The organism is Glaciibacter sp. 2TAF33 (genome assembly GCF_052114945.1).
In the GTDB taxonomy this organism is placed as follows: Bacteria; Actinomycetota; Actinomycetes; order Actinomycetales; family Microbacteriaceae; genus Cryobacterium.
The window spans coordinates 142,524-159,501 of record NZ_JBFRFS010000011.1 but is presented as its reverse complement, the minus strand read 5'-3'; the positions used below and the strand labels follow the sequence as shown (position 1 = coordinate 159,501).

Annotated in this window: 19 protein-coding genes; 9 read left to right on the top strand and 10 right to left on the bottom strand. The window is 68.4% G+C overall.

All coding sequences use genetic code 11. The features are described 5' to 3' along the window. The first annotated feature begins 37 nt into the window (after window positions 1-37). A complete protein-coding gene (locus AB4Y94_RS13405) occupies window positions 38-721 on the top strand; it encodes a TetR/AcrR family transcriptional regulator (RefSeq protein WP_441728328.1) in 684 nt (227 codons plus the stop codon). Between the two features lie 112 nt (window positions 722-833). Further along, window positions 834-2,432, top strand: a complete 1,599-nt coding sequence (locus AB4Y94_RS13400) for an ABC-F family ATP-binding cassette domain-containing protein (RefSeq protein WP_441728327.1) — start codon at window positions 834-836, stop codon at window positions 2,430-2,432. A 30-nt stretch (window positions 2,433-2,462) separates the two neighbouring features. Here the strand turns inward: AB4Y94_RS13400 and AB4Y94_RS13395 are convergent, their stop codons facing one another. From AB4Y94_RS13395 to AB4Y94_RS13385, 3 genes are read right to left on the bottom strand one after another with little or no spacing between them, the layout of a single operon-like run. Beyond that, on the bottom strand, window positions 2,463-3,305 hold the full coding sequence (locus AB4Y94_RS13395) for an SURF1 family cytochrome oxidase biogenesis protein (protein WP_441728326.1): 843 nt from the start codon (window positions 3,303-3,305) through the stop codon (window positions 2,463-2,465). Continuing rightward, window positions 3,302-3,550: a hypothetical protein gene (locus AB4Y94_RS13390; protein ID WP_441728325.1), complete on the bottom strand. Its 249-nt coding sequence runs from the start codon at window positions 3,548-3,550 to the stop codon at window positions 3,302-3,304. Before AB4Y94_RS13390 ends, AB4Y94_RS13395 begins: the two co-directional genes overlap by 4 nt. Then, window positions 3,547-3,978, bottom strand: coding sequence for a DUF3099 domain-containing protein (locus AB4Y94_RS13385; protein ID WP_441728324.1), 432 nt, complete (start codon window positions 3,976-3,978; stop codon window positions 3,547-3,549). Before AB4Y94_RS13385 ends, AB4Y94_RS13390 begins: the two co-directional genes overlap by 4 nt. A 94-nt stretch (window positions 3,979-4,072) precedes the next feature. On the opposite strand from AB4Y94_RS13385, the gene fabG reads away from it, so the two are divergent. Further along, the gene (gene fabG, locus AB4Y94_RS13380) at window positions 4,073-4,783 is read left to right on the top strand and encodes a 3-oxoacyl-ACP reductase FabG (RefSeq protein WP_441728323.1); all 711 of its coding nucleotides are present in this window, start codon (window positions 4,073-4,075) and stop codon (window positions 4,781-4,783) included. A gap of 169 nt (window positions 4,784-4,952) precedes the next feature. Here the strand turns inward: fabG and serB are convergent, their stop codons facing one another. Then, window positions 4,953-5,609 (bottom strand): phosphoserine phosphatase SerB, encoded by a 657-nt coding sequence (serB, locus tag AB4Y94_RS13375; RefSeq protein ID WP_441728322.1) that lies wholly within the window; start codon window positions 5,607-5,609, stop codon window positions 4,953-4,955. Between the two features lie 5 nt (window positions 5,610-5,614). Further along, window positions 5,615-6,856 (bottom strand): glucose-1-phosphate adenylyltransferase, encoded by a 1,242-nt coding sequence (glgC, locus tag AB4Y94_RS13370; protein WP_441728321.1) that lies wholly within the window; start codon window positions 6,854-6,856, stop codon window positions 5,615-5,617. An 81-nt stretch (window positions 6,857-6,937) separates the two neighbouring features. On the opposite strand from glgC, the gene glgA reads away from it, so the two are divergent. From glgA to AB4Y94_RS13355, 3 genes are all read left to right on the top strand, one after another. Further along, window positions 6,938-8,140, top strand: a complete 1,203-nt coding sequence (gene glgA / locus AB4Y94_RS13365; protein WP_441728320.1) for a glycogen synthase — start codon at window positions 6,938-6,940, stop codon at window positions 8,138-8,140. Window positions 8,141-8,200: 60 nt separating this feature from the next. Continuing rightward, window positions 8,201-8,983 (top strand): ABC transporter ATP-binding protein, encoded by a 783-nt coding sequence (locus AB4Y94_RS13360; protein ID WP_441728319.1) that lies wholly within the window; start codon window positions 8,201-8,203, stop codon window positions 8,981-8,983. A gap of 135 nt (window positions 8,984-9,118) precedes the next feature. Further along, the gene (locus AB4Y94_RS13355) at window positions 9,119-9,370 is read left to right on the top strand and encodes a type B 50S ribosomal protein L31 (RefSeq protein ID WP_123044920.1); all 252 of its coding nucleotides are present in this window, start codon (window positions 9,119-9,121) and stop codon (window positions 9,368-9,370) included. Window positions 9,371-9,491: 121 nt separating this feature from the next. Here the strand turns inward: AB4Y94_RS13355 and AB4Y94_RS13350 are convergent, their stop codons facing one another. The 3 genes from AB4Y94_RS13350 to treS all read right to left on the bottom strand — a co-directional run bounded on the left by AB4Y94_RS13350 (window position 9,492) and on the right by treS (window position 12,309). Beyond that, window positions 9,492-9,758 (bottom strand): hypothetical protein, encoded by a 267-nt coding sequence (locus tag AB4Y94_RS13350; protein ID WP_441728318.1) that lies wholly within the window; start codon window positions 9,756-9,758, stop codon window positions 9,492-9,494. A gap of 75 nt (window positions 9,759-9,833) precedes the next feature. Then, window positions 9,834-10,520 carry a 3'-5' exonuclease gene (locus AB4Y94_RS13345; RefSeq protein ID WP_441728317.1) on the bottom strand — a complete coding sequence of 229 codons (687 nt, stop codon included), beginning with the start codon at window positions 10,518-10,520 and terminating at the stop codon, window positions 9,834-9,836. Window positions 10,521-10,611: 91 nt separating this feature from the next. Beyond that, window positions 10,612-12,309, bottom strand: a complete 1,698-nt coding sequence (gene treS, locus AB4Y94_RS13340) for a maltose alpha-D-glucosyltransferase (RefSeq protein WP_441728316.1) — start codon at window positions 12,307-12,309, stop codon at window positions 10,612-10,614. Window positions 12,310-12,481: 172 nt separating this feature from the next. Here treS and AB4Y94_RS13335 point away from each other — a divergent pair, with 172 nt between their 5' ends. Both AB4Y94_RS13335 and AB4Y94_RS13330 read left to right on the top strand, forming a co-directional pair. Then, window positions 12,482-13,381: an alpha/beta fold hydrolase gene (locus AB4Y94_RS13335; protein ID WP_441728315.1), complete on the top strand. Its 900-nt coding sequence runs from the start codon at window positions 12,482-12,484 to the stop codon at window positions 13,379-13,381. Continuing rightward, window positions 13,378-14,478, top strand: a complete 1,101-nt coding sequence (locus AB4Y94_RS13330; protein WP_441728314.1) for a glycosyltransferase family 4 protein — start codon at window positions 13,378-13,380, stop codon at window positions 14,476-14,478. Before AB4Y94_RS13335 ends, AB4Y94_RS13330 begins: the two co-directional genes overlap by 4 nt. 10 nt (window positions 14,479-14,488) lie before the next feature. On the opposite strand, the gene AB4Y94_RS13325 is transcribed toward AB4Y94_RS13330, so the two are convergent. Beyond that, window positions 14,489-15,088 carry a histidine phosphatase family protein gene (locus AB4Y94_RS13325; protein ID WP_441728313.1) on the bottom strand — a complete coding sequence of 200 codons (600 nt, stop codon included), beginning with the start codon at window positions 15,086-15,088 and terminating at the stop codon, window positions 14,489-14,491. Further along, window positions 15,085-15,999 (bottom strand): Sir2 family NAD-dependent protein deacetylase, encoded by a 915-nt coding sequence (locus AB4Y94_RS13320; protein ID WP_441728312.1) that lies wholly within the window; start codon window positions 15,997-15,999, stop codon window positions 15,085-15,087. Before AB4Y94_RS13320 ends, AB4Y94_RS13325 begins: the two co-directional genes overlap by 4 nt. A gap of 150 nt (window positions 16,000-16,149) precedes the next feature. Between AB4Y94_RS13320 and AB4Y94_RS13315 the strand changes: the two genes are divergently transcribed. Then, entirely contained in the window at window positions 16,150-16,971 is an 822-nt protein-coding gene (locus AB4Y94_RS13315; RefSeq protein WP_441728311.1) for a TrmH family RNA methyltransferase, read from the top strand. Window positions 16,972-16,978 lie beyond the last annotated feature (7 nt).

Genomic DNA, 16,978 nt, shown 5'->3' with positions numbered 1-16,978 from the left:
AATACCATTCTATGGATTAGAACGCTATTCTAATTAGATGGACGATCCCAGTCATAGCCCCGCCAGCGCCCCGCAACCCGCAGCGACCCCCACCGAGTCACCGGTTCCCACTCGGCGCAGCCGACGAGCCATGCAGACCCTTGCGATGAAGACCGACATCGCCGAGGCAGCCCGGGCGCTCATGCTTGAGCGCGGTTACGTGGCGACCTCGATCGGCGCGATCGCCGACGAGGCCGGTGTCGCGGTGCAGACGATCTACAACTCGATCGGCAACAAGTCCGACGTGTTGTCGGCGGTCCTCGACCTGGCCGCGGCCGGACCCGCAGCACCGAGCCTGGTGCCCGCGGTGATGCGCGAGCGGATCGCCGCCACCCGGACCCCGCCCGACGTGATCGCGGTACTCGCCGACTGGTTCGCTGAAGTGCACGTGCGCACCGCGGCGGTGTTCCAGGTGATCGCCCAGGCGGCGGCCGTCGACCCCGAGATCGCGAAGCTGGAGCAGCGCCGGGCCACCCAGCGGCTGGTGAACTACGGCGAGGCGGCGGCGGCACTCCGCGAGCGGCGGGGCCTTCGCCGGGGACTCAGCGACCACGAGGCGGCAGCGCTGATCTGGTCGATCGGGCACCCGCAGGTGTACCGCACCCTGGTCGGTGACGTCGGCTGGTCGTTGGACGCCTACCGCAGCTGGCTTCGCACCGCACTCACGGCCGCCCTGAGCTAGAAAACCCCCAAGCCCGCCGACGCGGCACCAGGCCCGGCGACGAGCAAATATACTAGAGAGTTGGCCCGGTCGGGCCGCTCACCCCCACTACCTTTCTGAACGGACCATTGCTGTGCTCAATGTGCAAGATCTCGAGATCCGAGTCGGAGCTCGCGTGCTCATGGAGGACGTCAATTTCCGTGTCTCGAACGGCGACAAGATCGGCCTCGTCGGCCGCAACGGCGCCGGCAAGACCACGCTGACCAAGACCCTGGCGGGGGAGACCCTGCCCACGAAGGGGCACATCGAACGCTCCGGCGAGATCGGCTACCTCCCGCAGGACCCACGATCGGGCGACCCGGAGATGCTGGCCCGCACGCGCATCCTGGACGCGCGCGGCCTCGGCACGATCGCACTGGGCATGCAGAAGTCCGGCCTCGACATGGGCAGCGCAGACCCGAAGGTCAGCGCCGCGGCGATGAAGAAGTACGGCAGCCTGACCGACCAGTTCAACGCCCTCGGCGGGTACGCCGCCGAAGCCGAGGCTGCGTCGATCGCCAGCAACCTCAGCCTCCCCGACCGCATCCTGGACCAGCAGCTGAAGACGCTCTCCGGCGGCCAGCGCCGGCGCATCGAACTCGCCAGGATCCTGTTCTCCGCCGCGGACACCATGATCCTCGACGAGCCCACCAACCACCTCGACGCCGACTCCGTGGTCTGGCTGCGCGAGTTCGTCAAGAACTACCGCGGCGGATGCATCATCATCAGCCACGACATCGAGCTCGTCGGCGACACGGTCAACCGGGTCTTCTACCTCGACGCCAACCGCATGGTGATCGACATCTACAACATGAACTGGAAGCACTACCTGCGCCAGCGTGAAGCGGATGCTGAACGTCGCAAGAAGGAACGCGCGAACGCCGAGAAGAAGGCGTCCACCCTGCAACTGCAGGCCGCGAAGTTCGGGGCCAAGGCCAGCAAGGCCGCGGCGGCCCACCAGATGGTGGCCCGCGCTGAGAAGCTCCTGTCCGGGTTGGACGCCGTGCGCGCCGTCGAACGGGTCGCGAAACTGCGCTTCCCCGAACCGGCACCCTGCGGCCGCACACCGCTGATGGCCACCAACCTCTCCAAGAGCTACGGCTCACTGGAGATCTTCGCGGCCGTCGACCTCGCCATCGACCGGGGCTCCAAGGTCGTCATCCTGGGACTCAACGGCGCCGGCAAGACCACGTTGCTGCGGATGCTGGCGGGCGTCGACCAGCCCGACACCGGGCAGATCGAACCGGGCCACGGCCTGCGGATCGGCTACTACGCGCAGGAGCACGAGACCATCGACGTCCAGCGCTCGGTGCTGCAGAACATGGTGTCCTCATCGCCGAACATCACCGAGATGGAAGCGCGGCGGGTGCTCGGGTCGTTCCTGTTCACCGGCGACGACTCGAACAAGCTGGCGGGGGTGCTCTCCGGCGGCGAGAAGACCCGGCTTGCCCTGGCCATGATCGTCGTCTCCGGCGCCAACGTGCTGCTCCTCGATGAACCGACAAACAACCTGGACCCGGCCAGCCGCGAGGAGATCCTCGACGCCCTGGCCCACTACAGCGGAGCCGTCGTGCTGGTGAGCCACGACGAGGGAGCCGTCGAGGCGCTCAACCCTGAGCGTGTCCTGATCATGCCAGACGGCACAGAGGACCACTGGAACAAGGACTACCTCGACCTGATCACGCTGGCCTGACCACGCGGCGCGGGCAGGCATCCGCTCGGGCTAACGGTGCCGGTCGAGCAGTTCGTCTTCGACCTCGGCATCGCTGCGCGGCTTCGCAGCCTTACGGCGTAACCGCTCGGCAGCGCGCACGCGTTCCTCCGGGTCGTCGGCGTTCACGGTGCGGTACTCCTGCCGGATCGCCCAGCCGAGGCCCACGAACGCCAGCAGCCCGAACACGAACCACTGGAACGCGTAGGACAGGTGCGGGCCTTCGTCGCGCACCGGCCGGGTCACGGCGGCGGGTCGCTCCGCCGGGGCCGGGTTCTCCGACGCCATCAGCCCGTAGGCGCCGGTGTACGTGGGCTCACCGACCCGCTTCGCGACATCCGCCAGGTTGATCGTGGCGATTTGGTTGCCGCTGGCCGTGCGTCCCGCCAGTGACGGCTCGCCGGCTTTCAGCCGCGCGACGACGGTCACCTGCCCTGACGGGGCCGGCGGAACCACGTCGGGGGCATCCTGGTCTTCGCCGGTCGGCAGCCAGCCGCGATCCACGATGAACACCGAACCGTCGGTGAGGAGCAGCGGAGTGAGCACCTCGAATCCCGGGTTGATGTTCAGCGGGCGGTTCCGAACCAGGAGTTCCTCGTCGGTGAGGTAGGTCCCGGTGAGCTCCACCGGCATCCACTTCTGGGATTCGTCGAACGATTCCAGCGTGGGCAGGGCGTCGGCGACGGGGACCGGGGTGGCGTCGAAGTTCGCGTCGACCTTGGCGACCTCGGCCAGGGCCTCATCCCGTCTGGCGAGCTGCCAGAAGCCCAGCCCGGAGCAGACCGCCGCGAACAGGATGGTCAGCACCAGGTAGCCCGCCCACCGCCGGGTGAACGCGAATTTCCAGCCGATCATGCTGTGCCCGCCACGGGACGCCCGGTGGTGGAGAGGGGCGCCACGGTGAGCGGGAAGTCCCGTGCCGCCAGGAATTCGCGCAGGTAGTCCACGTGCTCGTCACAGGCGAGCCAGGTCTTCACCCGGTCTTCGGCGTGGATGCGCGGGTTCCTCCAGTCCAGCCGCCAGGTCGCGGTTTCGTGGCACAGCGCCCGGGAGCACGCCACCTGGTCGAGCTCGCCGCCCAGTCCGCCGATGCCGATCATGCCGCCGACCCGTCCGCGTCTCGCCGGTCCGCATTGTCCGTCTCGGCACGATCAGTCCCGGCGCGATCCGTCCCGGCGCGATCCGTCCCGGCGCCGCCGGTGGCGGCGTCGTCCCCGGCGGCAGCGCGCGGCACATCGCCGTTATGCGCTTGGGCTTCCGGGTCGCCGTCGCCCCGGAAGAGCTCGATCGCCCCGGGACGGTACACGTTCGCGCCGCGCGGATCAGCGTGCACGTTGGCGATCACGACGGCGATGTACGGCAGCAGTATCGCCCCGAGGGCGAAGACCAGCAACCACCAGCCCTGCACGAACAGCATCATGATGATGCAGACCACACGGATGCCCATGGTGATCGAGTACTTGATCATGCGGTTACGTCGCTCAGCCTCGGGGGAGAGGGGGAGCGACGTGATCGACTGTTGCTTCATTTCTGGCTATCGCTTGGGGAACCTCTTGCCGGGTCCGCTGCTCCAAGCCTACGTCCCACCGGGGCGCCAGGAGGCACGCCCTAAGCTTGAATCCATGACGACTGCCAGAACTGTCCTTGTCACCGGAGGTAACCGAGGCATCGGTTTCGCGATCGCAGAGGAGTTCGTGGCCCAGGGCCACCGGGTCGCCGTCACCGCGCGCTCCGGTGACGGGCCCGCAGGATCCCTCACCGTGCGGGCCGACGTGACCGATTCGGCATCCGTCGACGCCGCCTTCACCGAGATCGAGACCGCACTCGGCCCGGTCGAGGTCGTCGTCGCCAACGCCGGCATCACCAAGGACACGTTGCTGATGCGCATGTCGGAGGACGACTTCACGTCGGTCATCGACACCAACCTGACCGGGGCGTTCCGCGTGGTCAAACGCGCCTCGAAGGGGATGCTCAAGTCCCGGTTCGGCCGGGTGGTGCTGATCTCCAGCGTCGTCGGGTTGTTCGGCGGGGCCGGCCAGGCCAACTATTCGGCGTCCAAGGCGGGGCTGGTGGGCTTCGCCCGGTCCATCACCCGGGAGCTTGGCGCGCGCGGCATCACCGCCAACGTGGTGGCGCCCGGGTTCATCGAAACCGAGATGACCGCGGTGCTGCCGGAGGACCAGCAGGTCGCGTACAAGAAGAGCATCCCGGCTGGCCGGTTCGCCACCCCGGGCGAGGTCGCGAAGGTCGTCGCCTGGCTCGCCGGCGATGACTCCGGCTACATCTCCGGAGCGGTCATCCCCGTCGACGGCGGTCTGGGCATGGGCCACTAGCCCGTCCCACCTCCCGCCCGCTTCGGCGAATCTGCATTTGTTGGGTTTATGAGCGCGTTTTGGGCCCAACAAGTGCGTTCTCGGCGAACCTGCAGGTGTGGGGTTACGAGTGCGTTTGAGGCCCAACAAGTGCGGGTTCGGCGAACCAGGGGCGAAACAGGGGCGGGAGTCAGCCGCGCAGGCCGAGGACGGGCAGCAGCTGGCTGAGGTCGGCGACGTCGATGACCAGGTCGGCCGCCTCCTTCACCCTCGGCTTGGCGTTGAACGCCACAGAGAGGCCGGCGACCTCCATCATCAGCAGGTCGTTCGCCCCGTCGCCCACCGCCACGGTCCGCGGCAGGGCGACGCGCTCCGCCCCGGCCCACTCGACCAGCGCTTCCGCTTTCGCCACCGCGTCGATCACCGGCCCGACCAGGCGGCCGGTAAGCAACCCGTCCCGCGTCTCCAGCCGGTTCGCGCGCCAGTAGTCCAGGCCGAGCGTCGCGGCCAGCGGGTCGAGCAACTCATGGAAGCCTCCGGAGACGACCCCCACCCGGCTGCCGTGCGCGTGCAGCCCGGCGATCATGTCGTGCACGCCGGGAGTCGGGCGGATGAGACGCCCCACCTCCTCGAAGACGCTGGTGGGGAGCCCGGCCAGGGTCGCCACCCGGGCGCGCAGGCTGTCGGCGAAGTCGAGCTCACCGCGCATGGCTCGTTCGGTGACGTCGGCGACCAGGTCCCGGGACCCGGCGACATCGGCCAGCAACTCGATCACCTCGTCCTCGATCAGGGTCGAGTCGGCGTCGAGGACCACCAGCAAACGGGCGGGGACAGAAGTGCGGGTCACGAAGCTCACGGTCTGACGTGCACGCCCTTGCCGACCACGGTGATGCCGGAGTCGGTGACGCTGAACCCGCGGGCCAGGTCGCGGTCCAGGTCGACCCCCACCGCGGTATCCGCTTCGATCACGACGTCCTTGTCGAGGATCGCCCGCCGCACTGTCGCGCCCGGCTTGATCTGCACCCGGTCGAAGATGATCGAGTCGACCACCTCCGAGCCGGATTCGATCGACACCCACGGGCCCAGCACGCTGCGCTCGATGTGCGCGCCGGAGATCACGCAACCCAGCGACACGATCGAATCGACCATGGTTCCGAGCGCGCCGCGCGAATCACGGACGAACTTCGCCGGCGGCGAGTTGAGTTGCCTGCTGAAGATGGGCCATTTCTGGTTGTACAGGTTGAACACCGGCAGGGCGGCGATGAGGTCCTGGTGGGCCTCGAAGAAGGAGTCGATGGTTCCCACGTCACGCCAGTAGTAGCGGTCACGGTCGGTCGACCCCGGCACCTCGTTGAGTTTCAGGTCGTACACCGCTGCATCGCCGCGTTCGACGAAGTCGGGGATGATGTCCCCGCCCATGTCGTGGCTGGAGTCTGTGCGCTCACCGTCGCGTCGCACCGCTTCGATCAGCGCATCGGTGTTGAAAACGTAGTTGCCCATCGATGCCAGGATCTCGTGCGGGGAGTCGGCGAGGCCCACCGCGTTCTTCGGCTTCTCCAGGAACTCCTTGATCCGGTCAGGGGCGTTCGGATCGAGCTCGATCACACCGAACTGGTCGGCGAGGCTGATCGGCTGGCGGATCGCCGCGACCGTCGCGCCGGCGCCGGACGCAATATGCGCGTCGATCATCTGGCTGAAGTCCATCCGGTAGACGTGGTCCGCGCCGACCACGACCACGATGTCGGGTTTCTCATCATGGATCAGGTTGAGGCTCTGCAGGATGGCGTCGGCCGACCCGGAGAACCAACGCTTGCCGAGGCGCTGCTGGGCGGGCACCGAGGCGATGTACGCGTTCAGCAGCCCTGACACATGCCAGGTCTGCGAGACGTGGCGGTCCAGGCTGTGCGACTTGTACTGGGTCAGTACGACGATCTGGCTGAGGCCCGAATTCGTCAGGTTCGACAGTGCGAAGTCAATGAGCCGATAATGGCCCCCGAACGGCACTGCGGGCTTGGCCCGGTCTTCGGTGAGCGGCATCAACCGCTTCCCCTCGCCGCCGGCCAGAACGATTCCGAAGATCTTCTTGGACTCCATGTTCTACACAGTAGAGCCAAGTTCGAAATTCGGCAGCCATCTATCCGTGTGCGACACGTCGGGCTGCGCTAGCTTGGCAGCATGCGAGTCGATCTGCTGACCAAGGAGTATCCGCCGGAGATCTACGGGGGAGCGGGTGTGCACGTCACCGAGCTGGTGCGGGCGTTGCGCCAGCAGGACCTCGACGTGCAGGTGCGCTGTTTCGGCGCTCCACGTGACGACGAGCGGGCCCACGCCTACCAGGTGCCCAGGGAACTGGCGAAGGCGAACGGGAGCATCGCGACCCTCGGCGTCGACCTGCAGATGGCGCAGGACGTCGACGGGGCCGACCTCGTGCACTCCCACACCTGGTACGCGAACGGGGCCGGCCACCTCGCCAAGTTGCTGCACGGCATCCCGCACGTGGTGACCGCGCACAGCCTCGAACCGCTGCGCCCGTGGAAGGCCGAGCAACTCGGCGGCGGCTACCGGGTGTCCAGCTGGATCGAGAAGACCGCGTTCGAGGCAGCGGATGCCGTGATCGCCGTCAGCGGCGGCATGCGGCGTGACATCCTCCGCAGCTACCCGACGCTCGACCCCGACCGGGTGCACGTGGTGTACAACGGCATCGACCTCGAACGCTGGAAGCCGGTGCACGACGAGGAACTCGTGCGTTCCCTCGGCATCGACCCCGACCGCCCGTCCGTGGTCTTCGTCGGGCGCATCACCCGGCAGAAGGGCCTGCCCTATCTGCTCCGGGCGGCAGCCCTGCTCCCACCGGAAGTTCAGCTGGTGCTGTGCGCCGGCGCCCCCGACACCCCTGGCATCCTCGCCGAGGTGACCACCGGCGTCGAGGCGCTCCAGCGGGACCGTGACGGGGTGGTCTGGATCGACCGGCTGCTGCCGCACCATGAACTCTCCGCCGTCCTCACCGCGGGCACCGTGTTCGTCTGCCCCTCGGTCTATGAACCGCTCGGCATTGTGAACCTCGAGGCGATGGCGTGCGGGCTCCCGGTGGTGGGAACGGCCACCGGCGGCATCCCCGAGGTCGTCGTCGAGGGCGAAACCGGCCGCCTGGTGCCGATCGACCAGCTCACCGACGGCACCGGCACCCCCACCGACCCGAACGTGTTCGTGGCCGACCTGGCCAGGATCCTGACCGACGTGGTGAGCGACCCGGACCGGGCCAAGGCGATGGGGGAGGCCGGCCGCTCGCGGGCGGAGACCGAGTTCAGCTGGGAGCAGATCGCGGCCCGTACCCAGGAGATCTACGAGAGCCTGCTGGGGCGGGCCTCCGCCGGCTGACACCGCCCCGCCGTCGCCGGCCGCGGCTGTCTGGCCGGCCCAGCCCGATAACATGGCTGTATGGTCAACGTTCTTCAGCTCACTGACGTGTCCGTCGTCCGCGGCGGCACTGCCATCCTCGATTCGGTGAACTGGAGTGTCGACGACGACCAGCGCTGGGTGATACTCGGCCCGAACGGCGCAGGAAAGACCACCACCCTGCAGATCGCGGCCGCCGTCATCCACCCCACCAGCGGCCGCGCCGAGGTCCTCGAGGAACCGCTCGGGGGCACCGACCTGTTCGAACTGCGACCGAGGATCGGCTTCGCGTCGACGGCGATGGCCCGCAAGGTCCCCGGCGCAGAGCGGGTGATCGACGTGGTCATGACCGCCGCATACTCCGTGACCGGACGCTGGAACGAAGAATACGAAGAGATCGACGAGCGCCGTGCCCAGCGGGTGCTGGCCGAATGGAAGCTCGATCACCTCGCCGAGCGGAAGTTCGGCACCCTCAGCGACGGCGAGCAGAAGCGGGTGCAGATCGCCCGTGCCGTGATGACCGACCCCGAGATGCTGCTGCTCGACGAGCCCGCGGCCAGCCTCGACCTGGGCGCGCGTGAAGAACTGCTGCAGCTGCTGGGCGGATACGCCAGCGAACCAGACTCGCCGGCCATCGTCATGGTCACCCACCACGTGGAGGAGATCCCGCGCGGCTTCACCCACGTGCTGCTGCTGAAGGACGCCCGCATCGTCACCGCAGGCCCCCTCGCCGAGTCGCTCACCTCCGAGACTCTCAGCGAAACCTTCGACCTGGACATCGAGCTCACCGAAACCGACGGCCGCTACACCGCCAGAGCAGTCTGAGCCTGCGGTATCCGCTCGCTGTCGATCGCGGCGAGGTGTTTCTGCTAAACTCGATAGCTGGCCCGTGAGCCACACAGCTTTTTCGCCGAACCAGGCGGAACAGAACAACATTCGACACGTAACAAGGAAGTCTTCATGAAGTCTGGCATTCACCCCGAATACGCTCCCGTGGTCTTCCGCGACCTCGCGTCGGGCGCGACCTTCCTGACCCGTTCGACGGTCTCCAGCTCGAAGACCATCGAATGGGAAGACGGCGCAACCTACCCCGTCATCGACGTTGAAATCTCGAGCGAGTCGCACCCGTTCTACACGGGCAAGCAGCGCATCATGGACTCCGCGGGTCGCGTCGAGAAGTTCAACTCGCGTTACAAGGGTTTCGGCAAGTAACCCACACCCCTTTTCACCAAAGGGCGACCGGCTTCGGCTGGTCGCCCTTTTTCGTTCGCTGTCGAGTGGGTAACGGATGCCCGGCACGGGCGTCCCGCGCGCCGGCGAAGGTACCGGCCGGTCAGGCCGACATGCCCGGGCGAACCGCGACGTATTCGACGGTGGCGGCCGGCTGCACGGTCGTGGCCGGACGGCGCGAGAAGCCCTTGGCGTCGAGGTTGTTCAGCGCCCGGTATTCGGCGACGGCCTGGTCGTAGATCTCGTTGAGGCGCCGGCCGGTGAACTCTTCGCTCGACCCGTCGGTGAAGCCGACCGCGATTGTCGCGCTGTCGGGGAGGTGCCTGGTCATCCGGATGAAGCCGTCGGCATCCTGCTGGAGAGTGATCACGTGTTTCCTGTCGTCGTTGTGCGGAGCTCCATTCTCCCGCAGCTTCCGGGACCGCACGACGCGACGCCGGTCGTGTCAGCGCTCCGGCCAGCCGCCGGCGGCGACGAACTGGGGGTCCCGGGCGCGGCGCATGTATTCCTGGAAGCTTTCCGCCTGGTCCCTGCACCAGCCCACCTGGAGGGCATGAAGCTCGGCGAGGGTGGTCGGCAGGGCGTGGCCGTGCTTCTTCGCGATCGCCTGCGCCACCCGCCCGGCGGCGATGGCGTCGGCCCCGGAGTCGTGGGCGCCGTCAAGGACGACGCCGTAGAACTGCGAGGTGACCTCGAGGGTGCGCTTGCCCTTGCGATAGCGATCCAGCGCCTTGTCGATCACCAACGGGTCGATCACCGGGGCCGGCGTCAGGAGCGGCGGGATGCCGTGCCGCATCGACTCCCGGTTGAGCAGGGTGAGGTCGTAGGGGGCGTTGTATGCCACCAGGGGGATGCCGCGGTCCAGGTGACGGCGGATGGTCGCGACGATCTCCGCCACGCAGTCCACCGGCGCGCGGCCGTCCCGGATCGCCCGGTCGGTGCTGATGCCGTGGACGGCCGTCGCGGGCGCCGGGATCTCAATGCCCGGATTCACCAGCCAGTCCACGCGCTCCTGCACCACGCCGTCGGCGCCCAGCACCGCAACAGTCGCCGAGACGATGCGGCTGGTCTCCACGTCGATGCCGGTGGTTTCCAGGTCGAAGACGGCGAGGGTATCGCTCCAGTTGCTCATGGCCTCAGGTTACGGGCGGCCACCGACAGTCCCCGGCAACCACGCCCGGCGTGCTCGAACCCGGCTGCCATCGACGGCTGACCACTCGCGATCACCCGCAGTGCAGCCAGTAAAAGCTCTGGGCGCCGATGGTCAGGGTGAGCGAACCCTCGTCGTTGAAGCTCGGGAACACGGCACCGCCGAACAGGTCGTACAGCCGGGTCCCCGCCATCTCGGCGTCGTCGATGGTGACGGCCACCGGATTGTGGGAGAAGCTGAACACGCACAGCACCGTCTCCGGCTGGTCGCCGAAGGATGAACCGCTTCCGGCGTACTCCCGCACGAACACCAGCACAGACTCGTGGTTGGTGGCCAGCACCCTGATCGACCCCAACCCGAAGGTGGGGTGGGCCTTGCGCACGTGGATCACGTTCCGCACCCAGTGCAGCAGCGAACCCGATTGCGCCAGCTGCGACTCGACGTTGGTCTGGGTGTAGTTGTAGACCAGCGACTGCACCACCGGCAGGTACAACTTGCCCGGGTCGGCGGAGGAGAAGCCGGCGTTGCGGTCGGGGGTCCACTGCATCGGCGTGCGTGAGCTGTCCCGGTCGGGCAGCCAGATGTTGTCCCCCATGCCGATCTCGTCCCCGTAGTACAGGAACGGGCTGCCCGGGAGCGCGAACAGCAGCGCGTGCGCCAGCTCCAGCTCGGCCCTCGAGTTGTCCAGCAGCGGCGCCAGGCGACGACGGATGCCGATGTTGGCTCGCATCCGCGGGTCGTAGGCGTACCAGCCGTACATCGCCTGCCGGTATTCCTCGCTCACCATCTCGAGGGTGAGTTCGTCGTGGTTGCGCAGGAACACCGCCCAGCCGGCGCCCTCCGGGATGTCGGTGGTCTCGGACAGCACCCGGACCAGCTCGCTGGCCTGCTGGGACCTGAGGGAGTAGAAGATCCGCGGCATCACCGGGAAATCGAACGCCATGTGGCACTCGGGTTCCTCTTCCGTCCCGAAGAATGCCGAGACCTCGCGTGGCCACTGGTTCGCCTCGGCGATGATGACCCGGCCCGGGTAGTCACGATCGACCATCGCGCGGAGCTTCTTGATGAACTCGTGCGTCGGCGGCTCGCCTTCCCCGTTGCCCTCCTCGGACTCGTACAGGTACGGGATCGCGTCGAGCCGGAAGCCGTCAACGCCCAGGTCGAGCCAGAACCGCACGATGTCGAAGACGGCGTCGTGGACGGCGGGGTTGTCGAAGTTGAGGTCGGGCTGGTGGGAGAAGAAGCGGTGGAAGAAGAACTGGCGCCGCACCGGGTCGAACGCCCAGTTCGACTCCTCGTAGTCGGTGAAGATGATGCGGATGTTCGGGTACTTCTCGTCGGAGTCGCTCCAGACGTAGAAGTCGCCGTATGGACCGTCGGGGTTGTCCCGGGATTGCTGGAACCATTCGTGCTGGTCGGAGGTGTGGTTCAGCGGCAGGTCGATCACGATCCGCATGTTGCGTTCGTGGGCCTTGGTGACGAGTTCCTTGAACTCATCCAGGGTTCCGAATTCCGGCAGGATGGACCGGTAGTCGGCCACGTCGTACCCGCCGTCGCGAAGCGGCGACGTGAAGAAGGGCGGGATCCACAGCGCGTCGATGCCCAGCCACTGCAGGTAGTCCAGTTTCGAGATCAGCCCGGACAGGTCGCCGGAGCCGTCGGCGTTGCTGTCCACGAACGAGCGGACCATGACCTCATAGAAGACCGCGCGGCGGTACCAGCGCGGGTTGAGGGTGAGGCCTGGAAGCTGGATGGGTGCGGTGAAACTCACGGCGGTCCTTCTTGCCCGGAGGCGCTGTTCTGGCGGGCACTGTTCTGGCGGGCATTGCTGTCGCGGTAACTGTTGTGGCGGTGATGTGGAGGCGATGACCGCTAGATCGAGTCTAGGTCGGCGGGCGGGGCGTGGGTCCGGACTTTCGCGGCTTCCGCCTAAACTGGATGCGATGACCGTTCCTTCGCCCTACGGCGAGCAACTCGCTCGCATCCCCGTGCGGACTGCCACCCTGCCGGTGCTCGGTTCCGCCACTGCCTACTGGGAATACGGCGACCCCGGGTCGCCAACGACGATCATAATGGTGCACGGGTTCCGCGGCGATCACCACGGCCTGGAGCCGGTCGTTGCGCAGCTCTCCGGGGTGCGGATCATCTCGCCGGACCTGCCCGGTTTCGGGTCCTCGGCACCGCTGGTCGGCATCCGTCATGACATCGACGGTTACGGGGCCTGGCTGCGCGCCTTCGTGGCGCAGCTCGCCCCGACCGCACGGATCGTGCTGCTCGGCCACTCCTTCGGCTCGATCGTGGTGGCGGCCGCCGTCGCCGGAGGACTTCCGGCCGACGATGTGGTGCTGGTCAACCCGATCGCCGCGCCGGCCCTGTCCGGACCCCGCGGCGTCCTCACCCGGCTCGCGGTGTTCTACTACTGGGCTGCCGCGACGCTCCCGGAGCGGGCGGGTTTCGCGCTGCTCGGCAACCGGGCGATCGTGCGGGTGATGAGCGTGGCCATGGCCAAGACCCGGGACCGGGCGCTCCGCCGGTGGATCCACGACCAGCACGACCGCTTCTTCTCCGCCTTCGCCGACCGCGACGTGGTTCTCGAGGCGTTCCGGGCATCGGTGGGCTCGGACGTGAGCGAGTACGCCGCGGCGATCCCGCAGCGCACGCTCCTGATCGCCGCCGACCGCGACGACATCACGCCGGTGGCAGCCCAGCACCGGTTGCAGTCACTGTTCCCGGATGCGACCCTGCAGGTGATCCCCGGCGTTGGCCACCTGGTCCACTACGAGAAGCCCGGCGAGGCCGCCGCCGCGCTCACCCGATTCCTCACCGCGGTGAAACCGGCATGAGGATCGTCTTCGACTGCCGGTACACCCGTTTCGACCGTCACGACGGCATCAGCCGGTACACCGCCGGCCTGGTGACGGAACTCGCCCGGCTGCACCCGGTGATCATGCTGATCAGCGATCACCGCCAGCTCGACCTGCTGCCCGCCATACCCTGGCAGCTGGCCAGCGCGCCCACCAGCATCCGTGAACCGCTGGTGGCGCTCACCGTGAACCGGCTGAGGCCCGATGTCGTCTTCAGCCCGATGCAGACGATGGGGTCGTGGGGGCGCAGGTACCGGCTGCTGCTCACCGTGCACGACCTGATCTACTACCGGCACCGCACGCCGCCGCGCGACCTGCCCGCGCCGATCCGGCTGCTCTGGCGGCTGTACCACCTGTCGTGGTGGCCTGGGCGGATGCTGCTTCGCCGGGCGGACGGGGTGGTCACGGTCTCGGAGACCACGAAGGCCCTCCTCGCCGAGCACCGGTTGACGGATGCCCCGGTGACGGTGGTCTACAACGCCGCCGATGCCCCCGGTGCCGTCGCGGAGGAGTTCCCGCCTGCTGCCGTGCCGGCGTCGAAGCGGCTCGTGTACATGGGATCATTCATGCCGTACAAGAACGTGGACACCCTGGTGCGCGCCGTGGCGGAACTGCGCGGCTACGAACTCCACCTGATGAGTCGGGTCGGCGACGCCGAACGCGCCCGGCTGACCGCCCTCGCCCCGCAGGCCGGCCTGGTCTTCCACAACGGCGCCTCGGACGAGGAGTACGCCGCGGTGCTCGATTCGGCGACGGCGCTGGTGACCGCGTCGAAGGACGAGGGCTTCGGCATCCCCCTGGTCGAATCGATGAGCCGCGGCATCCCTGTCGTGGTCAGCGACATCCCGATCTTCCGGGAGATCGGCGGAAACGCCGCCCTGTTCTTCAACCCCGACCGACCGGAGACCCTGGCCGCCATGGTGCGGCACCTGGAGCAGCCGGGTGAGTGGGCGGCCAGGTCGGCGCTGGCGCTGCAGCAGTCGGCGCGCTTCACCTGGCGGGAGTCCGCCCGGAAACTCCTGGCCGTGATCGAGGAAACAGCGGCAAGGCCGCGAAAGGGACGTCGCGCCCGCTGACCCGCGTCGCTCAGGCGATGGGCGTGAAGACCTCGTCGTGGGGCCGCCGGACGGCGTCGAAGTGAGTGAGCACCAGCTGGCCGTCGACCCAATCGAAGTCGTGCACAGACCCGTTGGCGATCAGTTCGTCGTGCCGTGGCCTGGCGCCGCCTGAGGCGTGGCGGATCAGGGTGCCGATGACGCCGCCGTGGCTGACCACCAGCACCGACTGTCCGGGGTGCGTCGCCGCGACAGACCCGAGGGCGGGCAGCACCCGGTCGAGCACGTCCTGCCGGGACTCCAGCCCCGGCACCGCAACGCCGTCGGGAAAGGTCGCCCGGCGTTCGGCGAAGGTGAGGCCCTCGATGGCGCCGTGGTGCCGTTCGGTGAGCGCGGGCATCACCTCCGGGCGGGGCAGCCCGAGTTCCCCCGCGATGATGCGCGCGGTCTCATCGGCCCGCAGCAGCGGGCTCGACACGATCGCGTCCCAGTCGCGGTCCCGGAGCCGCACGCCGGTCTCGGCGGCTTCGGCACGTCCGGTGGAGTTCAGGGGGATGTCGGTGCTGCCCTGGATGCGTTGGCGCAGGTTCCAGTCGGTCTGGCCGTGCCGCACGAGTGAGAACCTGGTCATCTGCCTGCCGTCCCGGTCAACCGCTCCGCCAGGGCGGCGAGCGTCTCTGAGGTGCCGGCGTCCAGTTTAACCAGCGCCCGGCCGTCGCCCTTGGTCGCCCCGCGGTTGATTACCACAATCGGCAGTTTCCGTCGGCGCGCCAATTCAAGCAGGCGGATGCCCGAATTCACCGCCAGCGACGACCCGGCCACAACCAGGCTGTCCGCGGAGCGAACCAGCGCCGTCGCTTCGGCGAATCGCCCGGCCGGAACCAGTTCGCCGAAGAACACCACGTTCGGCTTCAGCATCCCGCCGCACACGGTGCACTCCGGGACGGTGAACCCGTCGATGTCGGTGACAACCGCGTCGCCGTCGGGGGCGATGACCACCGCATCGGGCTCGTCCAGCCCGGGGTTGGCGGCGACCAGCCGCTCGGCGACACTGTCCCGGCCGAATGCCTGCCCGCAGGCCAGGCACACCACCCGGTCCATCGACCCGTGCAGCTCGACCACCCGGGCGGAGCCGGCGGCACTGTGCAGGCCGTCGACGTTCTGCGTGATGACGCCGTTGATCAGGCCGTGCGCTTCCAGGGCGGCGAGCGACCGGTGCCCCAGGTTCGGCCGAGCGGCCCGGAACCGTTTCCACCCGAGGTGGCTGCCGGCCCAGTAGCGCTTGCGCGCCCGTTCGTCGGAGAGGAAGGTCTGGAAGGTCATCGGCGTGCGCACCGGCGCGCCCTCGCCGCGGTAGTCGGGGATCCCGGAGTCGGTACTGAGTCCCGCCCCGGTGAGCACGGCCGCGGATCCGCCCTCGAGCAGCCGGACGACGGCGTCCAACGCGTCGCCGGCGGCAGCGCTCGTGCCCCGGCTCGTGCCCCGGCTTGCGCCAGCCGGGGCACGTCCTGCGGCCGGCGCGCTCGGCATCTCGACTGTCATCCAGCTCCATCCTGCGGTGCACGGGTCTCGCGTCCCATCCTGAGTCTAAACAACCCGGTTTCCCACTTTGTTTCAGCAACTGGCAGTCTGGGACCGCCCCGGCGCAGCGCAACCCGGGCACCAGCACCCACACCGCCACGCGCACCACCCATGGAAGGCGCCCATCCCGTGCAGCTCATCCCCGTCACCTCCCTCGACCAGCCCGGGTTGGCCGACTACTCCAGGCTCACCGACGTCGCCCTGCGCCGGGTGCTGGAGCCGGAAGGCGGGCTCTACATCGCCGAGTCGACCAAGGTGATCGGCCGGGCCCTCGCCGCCGGCCATCGGCCGCGATCACTGCTGCTGCAGGAGCAGTGGGTTCCGGATGTGGCGCCGCTCCTGCAGGACTTTCCCGAGGTGCCGGTGTTCGTCGGCGAACCGAAACTCCTCGAGCAGCTCACCGGGTACAACCTGCACCGCGGCGCGCTGGCGGCCATGCACCGGCCGCCGCTGGCATCCGTCGACGAGATCATCGACGGCGCTCGCCGGATCATGATCCTGGAAGACATCGTGGACCACACCAATGTCGGGGCCATCTTCAGATCGGTGGCCGGCCTCGGCGCCGATGCCGTGCTGATCACGCCGCGCTGCGCCGACCCGCTCTACCGCCGCAGCGTGCGGGTGAGCATGGGCACCGTGCTGCAGGTGCCGTGGACCCGCCTGCCGGAGTGGGAGGAAGCCGCGCCGGTCCTGCACCGGGCCGGATTCCACGTGGCGGCGCTGGCCCTCGCCGACAACGCCGTGTCGCTCGACGACTTCGCCCGCGCCCGCCACGAACGGCTGGCGATCGTGCTCGGCGCCGAAGGCGACGGGCTGAGCCGGCAGGCGCTGGCCACGGCGGACACGGTGGTCACCATCCCGATGCTGCACGGCGTCGACTCACTCAACGTGGCCTCCGCGAGCGCGGTCGCCCTCTACGCGCTGCGGGCCTGACCGCCCG

Excerpts from the sequence above, each read along its gene's own strand:
- AB4Y94_RS13405 (WP_441728328.1), top strand. The coding sequence starts at position 38 with ATGGACGATCCCAGTCATAGCCCCGCCAGCGCCCCGCAACCCGCAGCG.
- AB4Y94_RS13335 (WP_441728315.1), top strand. The coding sequence starts at position 12,482 with ATGACCGTTCCTTCGCCCTACGGCGAGCAACTCGCTCGCATCCCCGTG.
- AB4Y94_RS13345 (WP_441728317.1), bottom strand. The coding sequence starts at position 10,520 with ATGAGCAACTGGAGCGATACCCTCGCCGTCTTCGACCTGGAAACCACC.
- AB4Y94_RS13395 (WP_441728326.1), bottom strand. The coding sequence starts at position 3,305 with ATGATCGGCTGGAAATTCGCGTTCACCCGGCGGTGGGCGGGCTACCTG.
- AB4Y94_RS13355 (WP_123044920.1), top strand. The coding sequence starts at position 9,119 with ATGAAGTCTGGCATTCACCCCGAATACGCTCCCGTGGTCTTCCGCGAC.
- AB4Y94_RS13325 (WP_441728313.1), bottom strand. The coding sequence starts at position 15,088 with ATGACCAGGTTCTCACTCGTGCGGCACGGCCAGACCGACTGGAACCTG.
- AB4Y94_RS13385 (WP_441728324.1), bottom strand. The coding sequence starts at position 3,978 with ATGAAGCAACAGTCGATCACGTCGCTCCCCCTCTCCCCCGAGGCTGAG.
- glgC (WP_441728321.1), bottom strand. The coding sequence starts at position 6,856 with ATGGAGTCCAAGAAGATCTTCGGAATCGTTCTGGCCGGCGGCGAGGGG.
- AB4Y94_RS13320 (WP_441728312.1), bottom strand. The coding sequence starts at position 15,999 with ATGACAGTCGAGATGCCGAGCGCGCCGGCCGCAGGACGTGCCCCGGCT.
- AB4Y94_RS13360 (WP_441728319.1), top strand. The coding sequence starts at position 8,201 with ATGGTCAACGTTCTTCAGCTCACTGACGTGTCCGTCGTCCGCGGCGGC.
- AB4Y94_RS13315 (WP_441728311.1), top strand. The coding sequence starts at position 16,150 with ATGGAAGGCGCCCATCCCGTGCAGCTCATCCCCGTCACCTCCCTCGAC.
- fabG (WP_441728323.1), top strand. The coding sequence starts at position 4,073 with ATGACGACTGCCAGAACTGTCCTTGTCACCGGAGGTAACCGAGGCATC.
- AB4Y94_RS13330 (WP_441728314.1), top strand. The coding sequence starts at position 13,378 with ATGAGGATCGTCTTCGACTGCCGGTACACCCGTTTCGACCGTCACGAC.
- AB4Y94_RS13390 (WP_441728325.1), bottom strand. The coding sequence starts at position 3,550 with ATGATCGGCATCGGCGGACTGGGCGGCGAGCTCGACCAGGTGGCGTGC.
- glgA (WP_441728320.1), top strand. The coding sequence starts at position 6,938 with ATGCGAGTCGATCTGCTGACCAAGGAGTATCCGCCGGAGATCTACGGG.